At 46.9% G+C, this 14666-nt stretch carries 12 protein-coding genes; 4 read left to right on the top strand and 8 right to left on the bottom strand.

Annotation, left to right across the window (positions count from 1 at the left end; genetic code table 11):
* Positions 1–22 precede the first annotated feature (22 nt).
* Positions 23–1327 carry a glutamine synthetase family protein gene (locus ACN2TU_RS20515; protein ID WP_435158006.1) on the top strand — a complete coding sequence of 435 codons (1305 nt, stop codon included), beginning with the start codon at positions 23–25 and terminating at the stop codon, positions 1325–1327.
* Between the two features lie 9 nt (positions 1328–1336).
* Here ACN2TU_RS20515 and ACN2TU_RS20520 read toward each other — a convergent pair whose 3' ends face one another.
* The 3 genes from ACN2TU_RS20520 to ACN2TU_RS20530 all read right to left on the bottom strand — a co-directional run bounded on the left by ACN2TU_RS20520 (position 1337) and on the right by ACN2TU_RS20530 (position 4548).
* Positions 1337–2689, bottom strand: a complete 1353-nt coding sequence (locus tag ACN2TU_RS20520) for an aspartate aminotransferase family protein (protein ID WP_435158007.1) — start codon at positions 2687–2689, stop codon at positions 1337–1339.
* A gap of 141 nt (positions 2690–2830) precedes the next feature.
* A complete protein-coding gene (locus ACN2TU_RS20525; protein WP_435158009.1) occupies positions 2831–3652 on the bottom strand; it encodes an ABC transporter permease in 822 nt (273 codons plus the stop codon).
* Positions 3652–4548 (bottom strand): ABC transporter permease, encoded by an 897-nt coding sequence (locus ACN2TU_RS20530; protein ID WP_435158011.1) that lies wholly within the window; start codon positions 4546–4548, stop codon positions 3652–3654. Before ACN2TU_RS20530 ends, ACN2TU_RS20525 begins: the two co-directional genes overlap by 1 nt.
* 205 nt (positions 4549–4753) lie before the next feature.
* Here ACN2TU_RS20530 and ACN2TU_RS20535 point away from each other — a divergent pair, with 205 nt between their 5' ends.
* Together ACN2TU_RS20535 and ACN2TU_RS20540 are read left to right on the top strand one after the other, a co-directional pair.
* Positions 4754–5968, top strand: a complete 1215-nt coding sequence (locus ACN2TU_RS20535) for an ABC transporter substrate-binding protein (protein ID WP_435158013.1) — start codon at positions 4754–4756, stop codon at positions 5966–5968.
* Position 5969: 1 nt separating this feature from the next.
* Positions 5970–7118, top strand: coding sequence for an ABC transporter ATP-binding protein (locus ACN2TU_RS20540; RefSeq protein ID WP_435158014.1), 1149 nt, complete (start codon positions 5970–5972; stop codon positions 7116–7118).
* A gap of 53 nt (positions 7119–7171) precedes the next feature.
* Here ACN2TU_RS20540 and ACN2TU_RS20545 read toward each other — a convergent pair whose 3' ends face one another.
* The 5 genes from ACN2TU_RS20545 to ACN2TU_RS20565 all read right to left on the bottom strand — a co-directional run bounded on the left by ACN2TU_RS20545 (position 7172) and on the right by ACN2TU_RS20565 (position 13120).
* A complete protein-coding gene (locus tag ACN2TU_RS20545) occupies positions 7172–7660 on the bottom strand; it encodes an Lrp/AsnC family transcriptional regulator (protein WP_435158016.1) in 489 nt (162 codons plus the stop codon).
* Positions 7661–8342: 682 nt separating this feature from the next.
* Positions 8343–9677, bottom strand: a complete 1335-nt coding sequence (locus ACN2TU_RS20550; protein WP_435158017.1) for a S8 family peptidase — start codon at positions 9675–9677, stop codon at positions 8343–8345.
* Positions 9674–10996, bottom strand: coding sequence for a M14 family zinc carboxypeptidase (locus tag ACN2TU_RS20555; protein ID WP_435158018.1), 1323 nt, complete (start codon positions 10994–10996; stop codon positions 9674–9676). Before ACN2TU_RS20555 ends, ACN2TU_RS20550 begins: the two co-directional genes overlap by 4 nt.
* A 280-nt stretch (positions 10997–11276) precedes the next feature.
* Complete coding sequence (locus ACN2TU_RS20560; RefSeq protein ID WP_435158020.1) at positions 11277–11576, bottom strand: hypothetical protein; 300 nt, start codon at positions 11574–11576, stop codon at positions 11277–11279.
* Positions 11577–11827: 251 nt separating this feature from the next.
* Positions 11828–13120: a TIGR00341 family protein gene (locus ACN2TU_RS20565; RefSeq protein WP_435158023.1), complete on the bottom strand. Its 1293-nt coding sequence runs from the start codon at positions 13118–13120 to the stop codon at positions 11828–11830.
* A 665-nt stretch (positions 13121–13785) separates the two neighbouring features.
* Here ACN2TU_RS20565 and ACN2TU_RS20570 point away from each other — a divergent pair.
* Positions 13786–14448, top strand: a complete 663-nt coding sequence (locus tag ACN2TU_RS20570) for an AIM24 family protein (protein WP_435158026.1) — start codon at positions 13786–13788, stop codon at positions 14446–14448.
* Positions 14449–14666 lie beyond the last annotated feature (218 nt).

Consider the following 14666-nt stretch of genomic DNA (forward strand, 5'->3'; position numbering starts at 1 on the left):
ACGCCAGCAATCCACACAAATTATGACCGAACAATCAGCCTCCGAGATGGAGACAGTCATTCGTAACAAAGGAATAGAACATGTGAATATTGAATTCTCAGATATAAATGGGATCTCTCGATCCAAGCAGTTGACAGCAGACTATTTCCTTGACAACTGGGAAGATGGTTTCCCCATGAATCTCTTACTTCTTTTTCAGACTCCGCAAAGTGACGTCCCCGAAAATACAGGTTACGGGAAAGAAATTGATTTCGGCGATGGAACCGTCAAACCTGATCCATCAACGTTCAGCTTGATCCCATGGCGAGATAACGCCGCACGTGTGATCTGTGACTTTGAGCATAACGCTGAACCAGTGACTGCCGCACCGCGAACTGCCTTGAAACGAGTTCTTGCTGACTGTTCGTTTGACTTCGACTTTTTTGTCGGGAGTGAGCTTGAGTTCTATTTGTTAGATGAAACACAAGAAGGCTACCAACCAGCAACCTCGTCAAAGCACGAATGTATGACCTTAGCCACAGAGGAAGTTTCAACATTCTATGATACGCTTGTTGAATGGGCAAGAAACTACAATGTATCTCTTAATTCACTACAGCACGAACACGGAGCAGGCCAATTGGAGATTCTTTTCAAATATGGTTCGTCATTGGAGCAAGCAGATACTACATTTGATTTCAAACAATTGGTGAAACAGGCTGCTCGTGTCTGTGGCCAAGAAGCAACATTTATGGCGAAGCCATATTCGAACCGTGCAGGAAGTGGATACCATCTCCACGTCAGCGCATTTGATGATACGACAAACGTCTTTACGGATGGAAAAGAGAAGCTATCAGATCTTGGTCGCTATTTCATCGGGGGACTGTTAGAACATGCAGGAGCATTAGCTGCACTTCAAACACCCACCTTAAATTCGTTCAAACGATACAAACCGGGAGGGTTTGCACCATACACAGCTTCGTGGGGATGGGACAATCGGATGACTGCACTGCGAATTCCGCATGGGACACCACGAATCGAAAACCGAATTGGGAGTGCAGACGCAAACCCCTACCTCGTGATTGCAAGTACACTAGCAGCGGGAATTGACGGCATGAGGCGACAGCTGGAACCAAGTGACCCAGTAGTCGGCGATCCAACTGGCTGCCGTCCTGAGCTGCCACGCTCTCCTGAACTGGCATTGGATGCTTTAAAGTCGGATACCGCTCTCAAAGAAATTCTTGGAGCGGACCTAATTCGGGGATATACAGCAACAAAAAAAGAAGAACTGAGGCAATTTCGAAACCACGTGAGTCACTGGGAACGTGATCAATACGTCGAGACGCTTTAATACGTCCTTCTAGACGGATTGTTGTTCATCAGCGAGACGTGGTGCGATATTTTTGAACGCTTCAAGATGTTCATCAATATCTTCCTGTTCGTGTTGAACGCTGATTGTCCACTGCTGAGAGGCGTCATGTGGATGTGGAAGTACACCTTGATTGAGCATAGCGAACCAGTAGTTTTCGTGGAACTCTGTGTCAATATGCTCCAAGAAGTCACGATAATCACTGATTTCATTATCAGTGAAGTGGATTGTCCCCTGTGAGTTCACATTTGACACGTGTCCTACAATTCCAGTGTCTTCCATGATATCTTCATAACCAGTGGCGAGTCTCTCACCAAGGTCGTTCACATGATCATATGCATCAGAGGTAAGAACATCACGAAGAACTGTCGTCACAGCACGAAGGACGAGTGGATTACCGTTATAGGTTCCATAGTGGGCTGTGTTGTCTTCTATGATGCGCATGATTTCTTCACGTCCACCGAAGGCACCAACTGGGAAGTTACCACCAATGCTTTTCGCCATGGTCACAAGATCCGGTTCGACATCATAGTACTCCGCAGCACCACCTGGTGCAACTTTTACTCCGGTCTTTACTTCGTCAAAGATGTAGACGATTCCGTACTCGTCACAGATTTCCCTAAGTCCCGTGAGGAACTTCCGATACGGTTGTGTAACGCCGACGTTCATCACAATTGGTTCCACAATGATGCCCCCGATTTCGTTCACATTGTCTTGAAGAATTGCTTCAATCGCTTCAAGATCGTTAAACGGTGCAATTTCGACTGTTTCGGCTATTTCATCGGGGACACCATCACTCTCGATTACCTTTGATGGCTGCTTTGGATGGCCCAGTTGTCCCTTGGGAGTTGATTTACTAATTAAACAGTAATCATGGACACCATGGTATGATCCTTCAATTTTGAGCAGTTTATCTTTCCCTGTGTACGCACGCGCAACACGAATTGCGTGCATCGTGCTTTCAGTACCACTATTGGTAAAGCGAACGAGGTCAACGGCATCCCACCGTTTTTTCAGTTCCTTAGCTGCTTCACCCAGCAGTTCATGTGGATGAGTATAAAGCGTTCCTTCCTCAAGTTGGTTTGACACGGCAGATGTTACTTCGGGGTGAGTATGACCAACCATGCCGGCTCCATTGTTCATATCGAAATCTAGATATGAATTCCCATCTAGATCGTGGAGATGTACTCCCGAGGCCTTGTCAACGATGAAAGGGTACGGCGACCATGCTCTAAACGTACTAGCGACGCCTGCCGGTATGTGTTGATAAAGTTCATCGTACGCGTTCTTACTTTGTCCAGTCTGTTCTCGATAATCAGACTCAAGATCTTCCCAAATCTCCATACAACACCTACAGAATAATATACAATAAATGTTCGCACTCAATTCAAATATTATTCTCCAATTAGGTAATAGAACAATCCAACAAGTATAGATTGTCTAAGGTTCAAATAAAGATGCGGAGATAGAATAGGACAGAATCTATTATTGTGTCAGCTTTTCACTCAATATTACAAGCGTGATACTGACAATTAGAACGACGGTGCTTATTGCGTTAATTACAGGACTGGTCCCATGTTGGATTTTTGACCAAATGAATATTGGGAGCGTATTCTCAACTCCACTCGTAAAGAAGGCGATAAGGAAGTCATCAAATGAGAGAGTAAATGCAAATAGAGCTCCACTAATGATTCCGGGAAGAAGTAACGGGAGAGTCACTCGGCGATAGGTTTGCCATTTACTAGCCCCTAGATCGCGAGCAGCTTCCTCTAACTTTGGATCGTACCCTTGCAAGCGTGAGCTGACAGTTATTAGCACAAAGGGAGTTACGAATACCAGCTGACCAATCATTACCGTCATGAGAGAAGTATTGAAGCCAATAAATTTGAACCACATTAACAGAGCAATACCAAGAACGAGACCTGGAATCGTCATTGGAACAATGACTAAAACTCGATAGGCTTTTTTCAATCGGAATTGGTGCCGGACAAGTGCAATTGCTCCAAGTGTTCCTAGGACGGTTGCTACAGTTGTTACCACACTTCCAACATAGAGGCTATTTATAGCAGATTGTAGAATTACTTGGTTCCCTATGAGTTGGTTATACCATTCGAGAGTAAATCCACTCCAGGGAAGCGTGGAAAACGTCCCTTTCTCAAATGAGAACGCGAATAACACAATGATTGGTGCATACAGAAATAGGAATACAAGAAGTGTCCATGCCCGAATCCAATGCTTTTCAACAGGTGCCCACAACGAAGCTAATGACCACTCCGATTCGATCTGTCGTTCGGATTTTAGACTCATTAGAACATCTCCTCCACGTTGACGTAGCCGATCAGCGACCAAAGTACACCACCAACAATGAGCATCAAAATGCTCCCAATCGCTGCACCGATAGGCCAATCACCACCAATTCCAAACTCGTAGGCGATTCGGGTTCCGACGAATAGTTCACCACCGCCTAGCATTGCTGGGACAATGTATGCACCCATACTGAAAATAAATACAAAAATAGTCCCACCAACCAGACCGGGGATTGACAGGGGAAGAATGATCCGCCGGAACACAGCAAATCGAGAAGCGCCTAGATCATATGCTGCTTCGATAATAGATCGATCAATTTTTTCTAGACTTGAATACAATGGTAAAATCATAAATGGAAGCCATAGATAGGTTAGCCCTAACCAGATCGAGAATTTTGTATTAAGCAACCAACCAATAGGTTGATTAATGACGCCAATGGTTATCAGTGTCGAGTTGAGTACTCCCTTTGAGCCAAGAATTATCTTCCAACCATAAATACGGACAATGAAATTTGTCCAAAATGGAATCATAATAAGAATTGCTAGTTGATTCTTATACCGACCGCCGTATTGACCGATATAATAGGCAATCGGATACGCCACAATTGCTGCAGTAAATGTGGTCAATAGGGAGATCGTTGTAGTATTGAGGAACGCAGTTCTATTCACGAAGTCAGTAAAAACAGCAATGAAATTATTCGCGGAGTAGTTTGGAATCAAAGTGAGATTTTCCATATCCATAGTAGCAATCATAAACATTATGGCAAGTGGGCCTACTAAAAATAGCAATTCAAGCAAAAGGACGGGACCAGCCGAGATTAATAGACTTTTACTAATCCCTGCCCGATTGAACACGGTTTGAATTCTACCACTGTTCTTCGCCGTTTCGGATGGCATGGTGTACCATATCCAGACTGGGTTCAATATATTTTTGGTTCTTGTAAATTTGCTTATGATTATTTGGATGTTAGTGACACTATTTATGGGGTTGGTTAATTTGTAATAGAGAAGTTTATTGGACTAGATCCAATTATATGAATCCAATATGAACGAAAGGGGTAAATATAAGTGATGACTTGACCCAATATCAGTATATAGTCCCATGAGAGAGAATAGCAACCGTGGAAATGGACAGAACAAGGTCAACAAAAGAAACAACTCGCGACGATCATTTTTGACAGCTACTGTAGGAGCCGGGGTCGCTGCAACAGCTGGCTGTCTTGGGAAAATGAGCGTCGGAAACTCGGGGGGAAATTCTGACAGTAAATCTGGCGATAAAATGCAGGGCGGAAAAAACGTCGTCAATATTCTCACCTGGGAAGGATACGGAACAAAAGACATTGTTAACCAATTCGAAAAGGAACATGATGCAAAGGTAAATATCAAACTCGTTTCTAGCGATGCTGAAGCATTCAATATTTTGAAAAGTGGAGGTGTGGACAAGTTTGATCTTTTGACTCTAAACAACACATGGGCTCAACGACACGCCCAAGCAGGAACAATTGAGCCCCTCAAACCAGATGACTACAAAAATATGAGTGAATTCCTTGAGCAATATCAATGGCCATTCAATTCATTCAAACATGATAATGAAATGTATGCGTTACCAACGCGCTGGGGATGGGATACACTCACAGTAAATACAAAGAAAGTGCCAAAAGAAGACTATTCGTCATATGAAGTACTCTGGACCGGAGGGCCAAATGGAAAGTACAAGAATAAGATTGGGATTATGGATTGGCCAACATGGAATATCCCAAAAGTTGCACTCACACTTGGCTATCCCCCATTCAAACAAAATGAAAAGCAACTAAAAGATATAAAGAAAAAGCTTGTTGAAATGTTTTCGAATATGAAGGCGGTATATTCTGGCACAAGTGCAATTCGACAAGCAATTCTTCAAGAGGATATTGTAATGGCACCAGTTGGTAACTTTGCGATGAGCCAACTTCGTGCAGACGGTAACAAATGGGTAGACGTAGTGATTCCAAAGCAAGGCGGAATGCAGTGGACGGAAGGTCTCTGTATCGTTAAAAACCCGAATAACCGAAAGCTTGCTGTAGAATTCCAAAACAAGATAATATCGAATGAAGGACAATTCAACGTAGCGTGGAAACCGTCAGCGAAAAGTCCACCAGTAAATACTGCATCATTCGGCAAATTCGACGAAAAGCAACAAGAGGTATTGATGTTCGATAAAGAAGGGTTCAAAGCAGCCGATAAAATATCAGAAAAGACAACCCCATACGAATTCTCACCAATCACGGATAAATGGACGGACCTGTGGACGGAAGCAAAAGCACGAGCAGGAGTCTAAAATGACGTCACAGCAGCTCAAAATGACAGATAGTGGATCTGTTCAGATCGAAGGGATTAGAAAAGAGTATGACGATGTAATAGCCGTTGATACAATAGACCTAGAGATACACTCTGGAGAATTTCTTACACTTCTTGGCCCGTCTGGATGCGGAAAATCTACCACCTTGCGAATGATTAGTGGACTAGAAACACCGACGCAGGGACAAGTCTACATTAGTGGAGACAAAGTGACCGCCCAAGCAGCAAACAAACGAAATACAAGTATGGTCTTTCAAGAGTGGGCTCTTTTCCCACATATGACTGTTGAAGAAAATATTTCGTTTGGACTCGAGATGGATGGTGTCTCAAAAGACGAGCGGCAAAAACGTGTGACAGAAGCGTTAGAGTTAGTTCAGTTACCTGGATACCACGATCGAAACGCAACAGAACTATCGGGAGGACAAAAACAACGCGTCGCAATGGCTCGTGCAATTGTTCGAGAACCAGATGTCCTCCTTCTGGATGAACCATTAGCAAGTCTTGATCGAAAGCTTCGCCAACATATGCAGGTCGAGTTGAAGACAATTCAAGAAGAACTTGGTATCACTTTCATCTATGTCACACATGATCAAGAGGAGGCGCTAACTATGAGCGATCGGATTGCAGTCATGAATGACGGGAAAATTGAACAAGTCGGTGAAACTGCTGACCTATATAATCACCCAGAAACGAAATTTGTAGCAACCTTTTTAGGAGAGACAAATCTTTTCGAAGGAACGCTACGATCGATGGATTCACGTCCGACTGTTGAGACTGATTCATTCGAAGTAATTGTAGACGAGCACGGTGGTCGACTCGGAGAAACAGTTGCCGTAACAGTGCGTCCAGAATATGTTGAAATTAGTTCTACGGAGGAATCTCTCAATGTGGAGAATACCTGGACAGGAACCGTTATAGAATCAGTATATAAAGGTTCGATTCAAAAATATGTTGTGACCGTCGGTACTGAAGAACTCCAAATTGAACGGCAATTAGATAAAAACGCTAATCCATTCAAAGAAGGAGACGAAGTAGCGGTTGGTTTCTCGGCTTCTTCATGTGAGATCTTAGGAAACAATTCACCTCAGCAGGAAAGCATTGGTAACAAAACTACGTCCACCTCTGACTAGTGCTGCTCAATTAAAGTTGAATAATTCCTCTGAATAGCTTGTATTATTGAGTTCTAGAGATTCTGAGAAAGGGCTGCAGCAAGTTCAGTATATTCGTAGTCGTTGACTGGATTTGCCTCATTCTTGATAGTCGTTATTACGAACTTCGAACTAGTACGATTAACTTCTCTTACCTCTTCGAAATTACTAATCAATTCCTCAACCATTTTACGCGAAGGAAGGTGAGAGATAAGCACGAAGTCGGTGTCGCCAAGCGTGAAATAAACCTGATTAACACCTTGGATACTAGCTAGTTTCTCGCCAACTTGTTTATGATATTCCGATTTGTACTCTGCCCAGACTTCGGTGATAAGGGTTAGGTTTAGCCCCGCTTTTTTAAGATCAATCTCAAATATATCGTTGATAATTTCTTGTTCCTGAAGTTTTTCTAACCGATAATGGACGGTCGATTTTGGGATGTCGATTTCCTCACTAATTTTGTCAGGACTTCCAGATTTGAGTGTCGCGATTGTCTTTAAAATTCGAATGTCTTTTTCATCCATAGATACAGTCTATATTCCGCGTATTTATTTGTTCTGTGTCCAACAGTGTTGAAAAGGTGCAGGCCATCAGTCCGACAGTCACGTCATCAATGGAGATGAGATAGTGGTGTTCAGGGTATTTTGTCTGTCTCAAGTGCGCCAACACCATCATTGAGGTCGAAAAGGCGAAGATCAGTACGATCGTCAGTAGCTTCTTCTACGGATGATTTGAATCCTGGCCGGCTGAATAACGCGTATTCACATGACGGATTGACACCCGTAGATGATCGCGAGTTCCGCTTGCTTGTTATCGTACAGCGTGTTGGGCCGCTTGAGTTCCTTGCTGCGATTGACGAGCTTTCCATACGTACTGTAGATACACGGGGTATGTATGTGGTTGGTAGATAGTGGTGAAGCTATTATAGTCCAAACTCTAATAATCTCATTCCTAATTTGTGCGTCCTATGAGCGTTCGCTGGTCGGTAATCTCCGGGAACGTCAATTGGCGTGACATGGATAAAAAAAAGGGCTGAAGCGGTGGTTCGTTCGACAGTTCCTGCTAGTGGATAACAGTTCAATATCTAACTTCAAATAAATCAATTGTCATCATATACCTGGGTTTGGTCATTGGAGATATGAATGATGACCTCAAGACCCTTATTGGAGTTACGTCTACATTTACACAGTTAAGCCCCGAGGAAACTCACTGTAATACTGCTGCGTACGTATCAAGATATCCCGATCCGTAGTATTTTTTGTCATATTCCTCGGGCACCTCGGCAACTCGTTTCAGGGTATTTTTGAGTTGGTTCGCATTCATTTGTGGGTTTGCACTCTTCAGTAGTGAGACGGCGCCAGCAACCTGTGGTGCAGCCATTGAGGTACCTGCATACCAGTCATAGCCGTAGGTGGCTCCAAGGTATTCACCAGCCTCATTGTATTCCGGTATGGCGACGGTGTTTAACACGAGATCATACTTCCAGTTGACCCCAGTGTCGACTGCGTCTTCATCTGCATTGCCACCAGGTGCCGCGAGATCCACAGCGTTCGTTCCGTAATTCGTGTAGTATGCGGGCGCATATGGCGGTTCTTCAAGCCCTTCGTCACCCCACATGAATCCGATTGGGCCAGTTGCGCTTACAGTTAGGCCACCGGCGGTCTCCGAGGAGTCACGCTGGTCTTTGTCGAACTGGAGAGTTCCACCCCAGTTACCACACGCATGGGTAAGGACCGTCCCCTGCCGATTCGCGTAGGTGGTCGTTCGCTGCATCGATTTGCCCCAGAATTTGCCCCAGCCGTCCTCGCGGAAACGGAAGGTCCACCCGAGGCTGAGATTCGCGGCGTCAGCGCCAATTTCGGCACTATAAACGATGGCCGCTAAGACGTCACCCATCCATGCGGAGAAGCTGGCTGAATTGACTTCGGAGAACACACGCAGGTCAACGAGTTCAGTCGCTGGCGCGGAGCCGATGACGCCCGTATCGTTCTGATCGCTAGCTGCGATACTCCCGGCGACGTGTGTGCCGTGGGCGCCACCATATGGGCCGGGTGCGCCGAGGGAGTCTGGCGTGAAGTTCTTCGAAAGATCTGCGTTGACAGTGCCCTGTAAGTCCGGGTGGCCTGCGCCAATGCCAGAATCGATAACGGCGACGCGAGTGCCTTCTCCGCGAGTGATTTTGTGGGTCGCCGGAATTTGTTGATCTTGCTTGTCCCACTGATACTTGTAGAGGTCTTCTCCTTCTGGCGGATACACGACACGTGCTGACTGTCTGGAAACCGCGTCAGGTAGTCTCGGTGAGTACTGTTTGTCGCGGGCGTATTGTGCGCCGCCGAGTGCGTCTTCGGTTGCGTTCACGACAAGGAGATCCACCGGGGCAAGGTCGTGGATTACTTCGATGTTTCGTTCGCTGCCCAAGCTCTGTCGGTCGACGATGAACCGCTGGGTCGAGTCGGCTCCGACGAGTGATGATGTGAGCGCGAGCGCACCGAGGGTGGTTCCAGTTGTTTCGAGGAATTGTCGACGGTTGTAATGTGTCATCGTTGTTGAATATTCCCGCCGTAGAGCGGAGTATCGAAGTAAGTTTCAACGTCGTACTCACCGAGTTCGGGGTTGTCAGCGAGTGCGGTGAACGATTCGAGGAATCCGACTTTTGTGAGTTCCAGCATTCGACCAAAGCCTTTCTGACCTAGGTCGTCTGTCTGGTAGGAAACTTCATACAGCATTCCTGCAGCACTGTCACCTCCGTTCGCAATGTTCGGACACAGCGCGTCAAGGTACGAACCCCATAGTGGGTAGTACCCATAGCGAGTGATGCTGTCGAAGATGCTGTTGCCACGTTCGGCCAATGCCTCGATCACGAGCGAGTTCAGCTTGATAGAGCGCGTGCTCGTTTCGTAATCGAGGAAGGGGTTGACGGCCTCCGTAATCGGTGTGTGGTCGTCCGGATAGAACGGTGAGCGATCGAGGTAGTCCTCACCGTATGGCGCCATCACGCTCATCAATGTCTGTTTCTGTGACTTGTTTCCGGTACCGGAGTCCGGATAGAGGTTCCCGCCTTTATGATGATGTGTGATCGCATAGTCGGGGTTCGCCTCGTTGAACGACTTAGTCACCGCTCGGACTTCGGGTGTAAGCCGAAGCCCGCTTGCAAACAGCGTGTAGTCCTGATAGGGCATATCGAGGTACCGTTGGTCGTACCACCACTCCTCCTGGTCGTCTGTCCGGGGATTGAATTCTGATGGCGGTCGGATGTTGAAGTCACGGTTCATGTCATAGCCCGGATCACCGGCTGGATAGGTGGAATGGTAATATGGCTTATACCGCGACTCCCCATTCCACGCTTGCGTGTTTTGCCGTCGGCCAACCCATTCAGCATCACCGTCGCCATCATAGTCGTAGTGGTACATCGCACCGTCTGGGTTGACTCGGGGTATAATGGTGAACGACAGATTCTCGAGAATGTGATCGACCTGCTGGGAGTTACTCTTCCCAAGCGATTTGATCACTTTGAGCGCGACTTCCGTTCCAGTTGCTTCGTCGCCATGGATTTGCGTTATTAAGTGAACATTTGTATCGCCATCACCGACTTTCACTTCCCAAATTGGGTCGTTTCGTCCCGCGGAGCGGCCGATCTCGCGCAGTGAGACGCGGTCGCTTTTTTGCTCGATCTTTGTGAGCTCTTTTGTAAGCTCAGCGTTGGTATGGAACGCATTGAGGTTGATCGATTTCGGGCTACCAAGTTTTGGCCCACCGGGACGGTATTTCTCTCGATCGGGATTTGCGGTTGCCGTTCCAATCATCGTCAAGCCGACTGTGAGGCCACCGGTTGTTTTAATGAAGTTTCTGCGGTTTATCATGGTTGAGTGACGAGTGGGAAGAGAAGAAATGGTCTTTCGAACCACTTTCTCTTCACTAAATAATTAAAAACCATAACTACTTAATGCTATGTGTGTACATTTAACCGTATTTAGTTAAGCGAAAGCAAAGCGAATTTAGATAGTTCAATGGCTAAAATAGTCCTCCTCAACGGTCGTAGCAACTGGATTAAATTAGAGTGAGACCAACACAGACACCAATGAAGATTGTTCGGCGGCGACGTCCGCCGCATGTGCTTTTGCGCGGTTGAGGAGGGCGCGCTCAGTCGTCGGTGTGTCCTCGCGTTCGGCCGAACCAGCCGCGCACTCGGTCAGCGTTCGCTAGTCGATGAGATTCGAAGTATATTGTGCTGGCGGCCAATCGCGTCGATATGTAGGTCGTCGAATGGGCCATATCGAGATCCGTTTTAATCGTCTCGATTGCGACTGGCCCGTTTTGGAGAATGTAGATGTAGAGGCGGACCAGTTGTGGGGTGTTCAGGAGTTCAGCGTAGGTGAGAAGATCATTGAACGTTTCCTCGTGGTTGGTGGTTGTCGAGATTCGCTCGTCCGTCGATATCACAATACATGTTCTATGGATAGTGTATCAACTCTTCTCCTGCGAGGTAGACGAAATCGGAAACACAGCACTTCGAATAGTGAAACCTGCAGTGTCCCCCAAACTTGTCCGATATCACAGAGAGTGTATAGTAGTGAAGGACGATGAAGAGGTGATTCGACCAGGAAACCTGCTGCCGCCTATCTTTAAACCACGAACTCGCGGTAGGGGCACACGTGATGTCGAACACCGTGAACAAGTGGAATTGGAAGAATTCACGCTTGTTGCCGGTCGACAAACTCGACACTGACAGTCACCTGGCGGCCAGTTTTCGCCGAAATACGGTTCTTGAGCTGCTCACTTACCCGCGGGTAGTTCTGATCGGGTGGTCGTTTGACAACCACAGTCACTTCCTGTGGATTGTTCGATAATATCCCCTGGTTGAATTCCGCTCGAACCTCCATTAGCGCGAGCTCTTGGTACTGTTGTTGACTGAGTGTCTCGCCAACGACTTCATTGACTGACTGTTCAAAGCCAACATGGGTCGAAACAGCGCCCCCTGCAGTGACAAATAGGACGAGGAGTGCAATTGCGACCACGAGTGATGGACCAATCCGACCGAGTTTGAAGTTTGGCCGGATAGCACCGGGTTCCCACCAGTCAGGCCGATACCCGAGATACCAGAACACGGCAACACCAGAGACGTGAATCGATGCTGCGTTCACGACGAGGAGGATGAGTGATCCAAGTGCGATTGCTTGGCTGTTCCATGCGATGCCGATACCAACTGCTGCGGCGGCTGGTATGAGTGCTGCAGCGATCATGACACCGACGAGTGCAGCGGAGATACCGGTTGCAAGACCAGCTGCACCGGCAGCACCGGCACAGACCCCAATGATAAGTGATAGTAATCCAGGTGAGATCCGCTGTGCAATCTGATTGATTGCTCCAGGATGCAGTGATGGAGAAAGAAAATGCCCCGTTTTGAGGACGAGACTGAACATAATTGCCCCGATGATCGCTATTCCCAGTCCATATATTTGTGTCGTGAACCCATCAACGATCATCTTGCGATTACTGAGAACTGTCCCAACACTTGCCGTGAGTGCAGAACCGACGAGTGGTGCAATGACCATCGATCCCACGACGAGGGCCGGCGAATCCAAAAGGAGCCCAGCGGTCGCAACCACCGCACTCAAAAATGTCAAAAGAAGAAAAGTGAATGCATTCGGGAGCAGTTCGAGTGCTTGCGACCGGAGTTCTTCAGCAGCAATGCTGTCGTCTGCCTCTTCACCGACGATGAATCGCTCTTCCATCTCGCCCATATTGCTTGAGAGAGCGGATTTTGCATCAGCGACGACAGTATATTGATGTTCACCGTGACCGGCCGTTTGGAACTTCTCGAGGACAACTTCGAGAGCCTGTTCGGGAACGGGAAACTCCACAACGACCAATTCTCCACGGTCACTCGCTTCCTTCGAGACAATATAGTCGATGTTTTCGTCATTGAGGACCTGAAGAACAGCCTCCTTGTCCTCGTCCTTAATGAGTGTGCGGACGAGTCGCATGTACTGCCCTCGTTCACAGAACTATGGTTAAAGTGTGGTGGTTATTTTAAAACTATCCTAACTAAATCGGGAAAAATAATACTTAGTTAATTTTTCCTTGTTAAAATGCCAAAATCCCGAAGGATCCACAACTGCATGATTTGTAGAGATATTCACCGCGGTTGATTTTCAGCTTCTCACCTACACCCGATACTCGGTAACCTGCTGTGTGGCGTTAACCTGCTGTGTGGCGTTGCAGGATTTCTGGATTCCTCGACATGCAGCAGCTTGTCGGTTTTTCTTGACATGCTAGACGGACTACTTCAAGATCTCCTCAACAACCTTCTTGAATAAATCCTCGAGATCACTGCCTGAGGGAACTGATCCAAAATTTACCATTTTTTAGAAGAAGTCGCAGCAAGTGTGGATCTCTGCAGGAATTTCGTGGCTCTCGTTGGTGACTTTAACGAGTCGGGATATCTCAAAGGAGTATTAATGGGCCCGGGCGCGTTTCTGTGCCGTCTCGTGGGTTCATTTTCTAGTTTCCTTACAAGGGTATATTCCTACTTTCTGTTGCTCTATTATCCATCCACTGATGATTCGTCAAACTCAGCACTCTATAATTATATCGTCTTCGAACACCTTCTTTATGCAGAGCTGCATAGAATGCGGCTCAGAGGAAACCAATGAATCTCAATGAATTTGTCAATACACATGCACCGCAAGACCAAGGAAAAACCTTCGAACTGGAGAATTCGAAGCTGCTCGATGTTTCGATAGATGGGAGCATCATAGCTAAAGCGGGAACAATGGTGGGCTATACAGGTGATATCTCGTTTGAGCGAAAATCAGCCGGTGGACTGAAAGGAATGTTGAAAAAGAAAGCCACTGGTGAGGGCGGCATAATGATGCAAGCAACGGGGACTGGTCATCTGTACCTCGCTGACCAGGGTAAAGAGGTACAGATCTTGGAACTGAACGAGGAAGACGAGATCAGTGTCAATGGGAACGATGTACTGGCTTTTGATGAAAGTGTTAGTTGGGATATTAAGATGATGAAAAGTATTGCTGGTGCCTCTACAGGTGGGCTGTTCAATGTGTTTCTTGAGGGACCGGGGCATGTGGCCATCACCACCCACGGAAAACCACTTGTTATTCCGACACCCGTGAGTACTGATCCCAATGCGACTGTCGCCTGGAGCAGTAATGTATCACCAAGCTCGAAGCGAGACCTCAATCTCAAGAGTTTCTTTGGACGCTCCTCCGGAGAAACGTATCAGCTTCACTTTGCCGAGGAAGGTGGATTCGTCATTATTCAGCCGTACGAAGAACTGCAACCTGGAAAATAATCCGAAAGTGAGGGTGCTTTTCCTCTCTCATTATTAGAAGGGCAATACTCGTGGCGGGTATGCAGAGGAAACGACTGACGACGATCTTCTCGTGGCGATACGCGAGGCGGAGTTTCCTGCGGTGAGCACTCGGTGGGTGGTGGACACGCTTAGGATTGAGCGGCCATTCGCTCATCAATGGGTGGAGGAGTTTCAGGGGAGATGGAAAGATAGATCAA

The sequence above is a fragment of the Haladaptatus marinus genome (genome assembly GCF_051194195.1).

Bases quoted from the DNA above. Each gene is read 5' to 3' on its own strand.
- ACN2TU_RS20550 (WP_435158017.1), bottom strand. From the start codon at position 9,677: ATGACACATTACAACCGTCGACAATTCCTCGAAACAACTGGAACCACC.
- ACN2TU_RS20515 (WP_435158006.1), top strand. From the start codon at position 23: ATGACCGAACAATCAGCCTCCGAGATGGAGACAGTCATTCGTAACAAA.
- ACN2TU_RS20530 (WP_435158011.1), bottom strand. From the start codon at position 4,548: ATGCCATCCGAAACGGCGAAGAACAGTGGTAGAATTCAAACCGTGTTC.
- ACN2TU_RS20525 (WP_435158009.1), bottom strand. From the start codon at position 3,652: ATGAGTCTAAAATCCGAACGACAGATCGAATCGGAGTGGTCATTAGCT.
- ACN2TU_RS20570 (WP_435158026.1), top strand. From the start codon at position 13,786: ATGAATCTCAATGAATTTGTCAATACACATGCACCGCAAGACCAAGGA.
- ACN2TU_RS20520 (WP_435158007.1), bottom strand. From the start codon at position 2,689: ATGGAGATTTGGGAAGATCTTGAGTCTGATTATCGAGAACAGACTGGA.
- ACN2TU_RS20545 (WP_435158016.1), bottom strand. From the start codon at position 7,660: ATGGATGAAAAAGACATTCGAATTTTAAAGACAATCGCGACACTCAAA.
- ACN2TU_RS20555 (WP_435158018.1), bottom strand. From the start codon at position 10,996: ATGATAAACCGCAGAAACTTCATTAAAACAACCGGTGGCCTCACAGTC.
- ACN2TU_RS20540 (WP_435158014.1), top strand. From the start codon at position 5,970: ATGACGTCACAGCAGCTCAAAATGACAGATAGTGGATCTGTTCAGATC.
- ACN2TU_RS20535 (WP_435158013.1), top strand. From the start codon at position 4,754: ATGAGAGAGAATAGCAACCGTGGAAATGGACAGAACAAGGTCAACAAA.
- ACN2TU_RS20565 (WP_435158023.1), bottom strand. From the start codon at position 13,120: ATGCGACTCGTCCGCACACTCATTAAGGACGAGGACAAGGAGGCTGTT.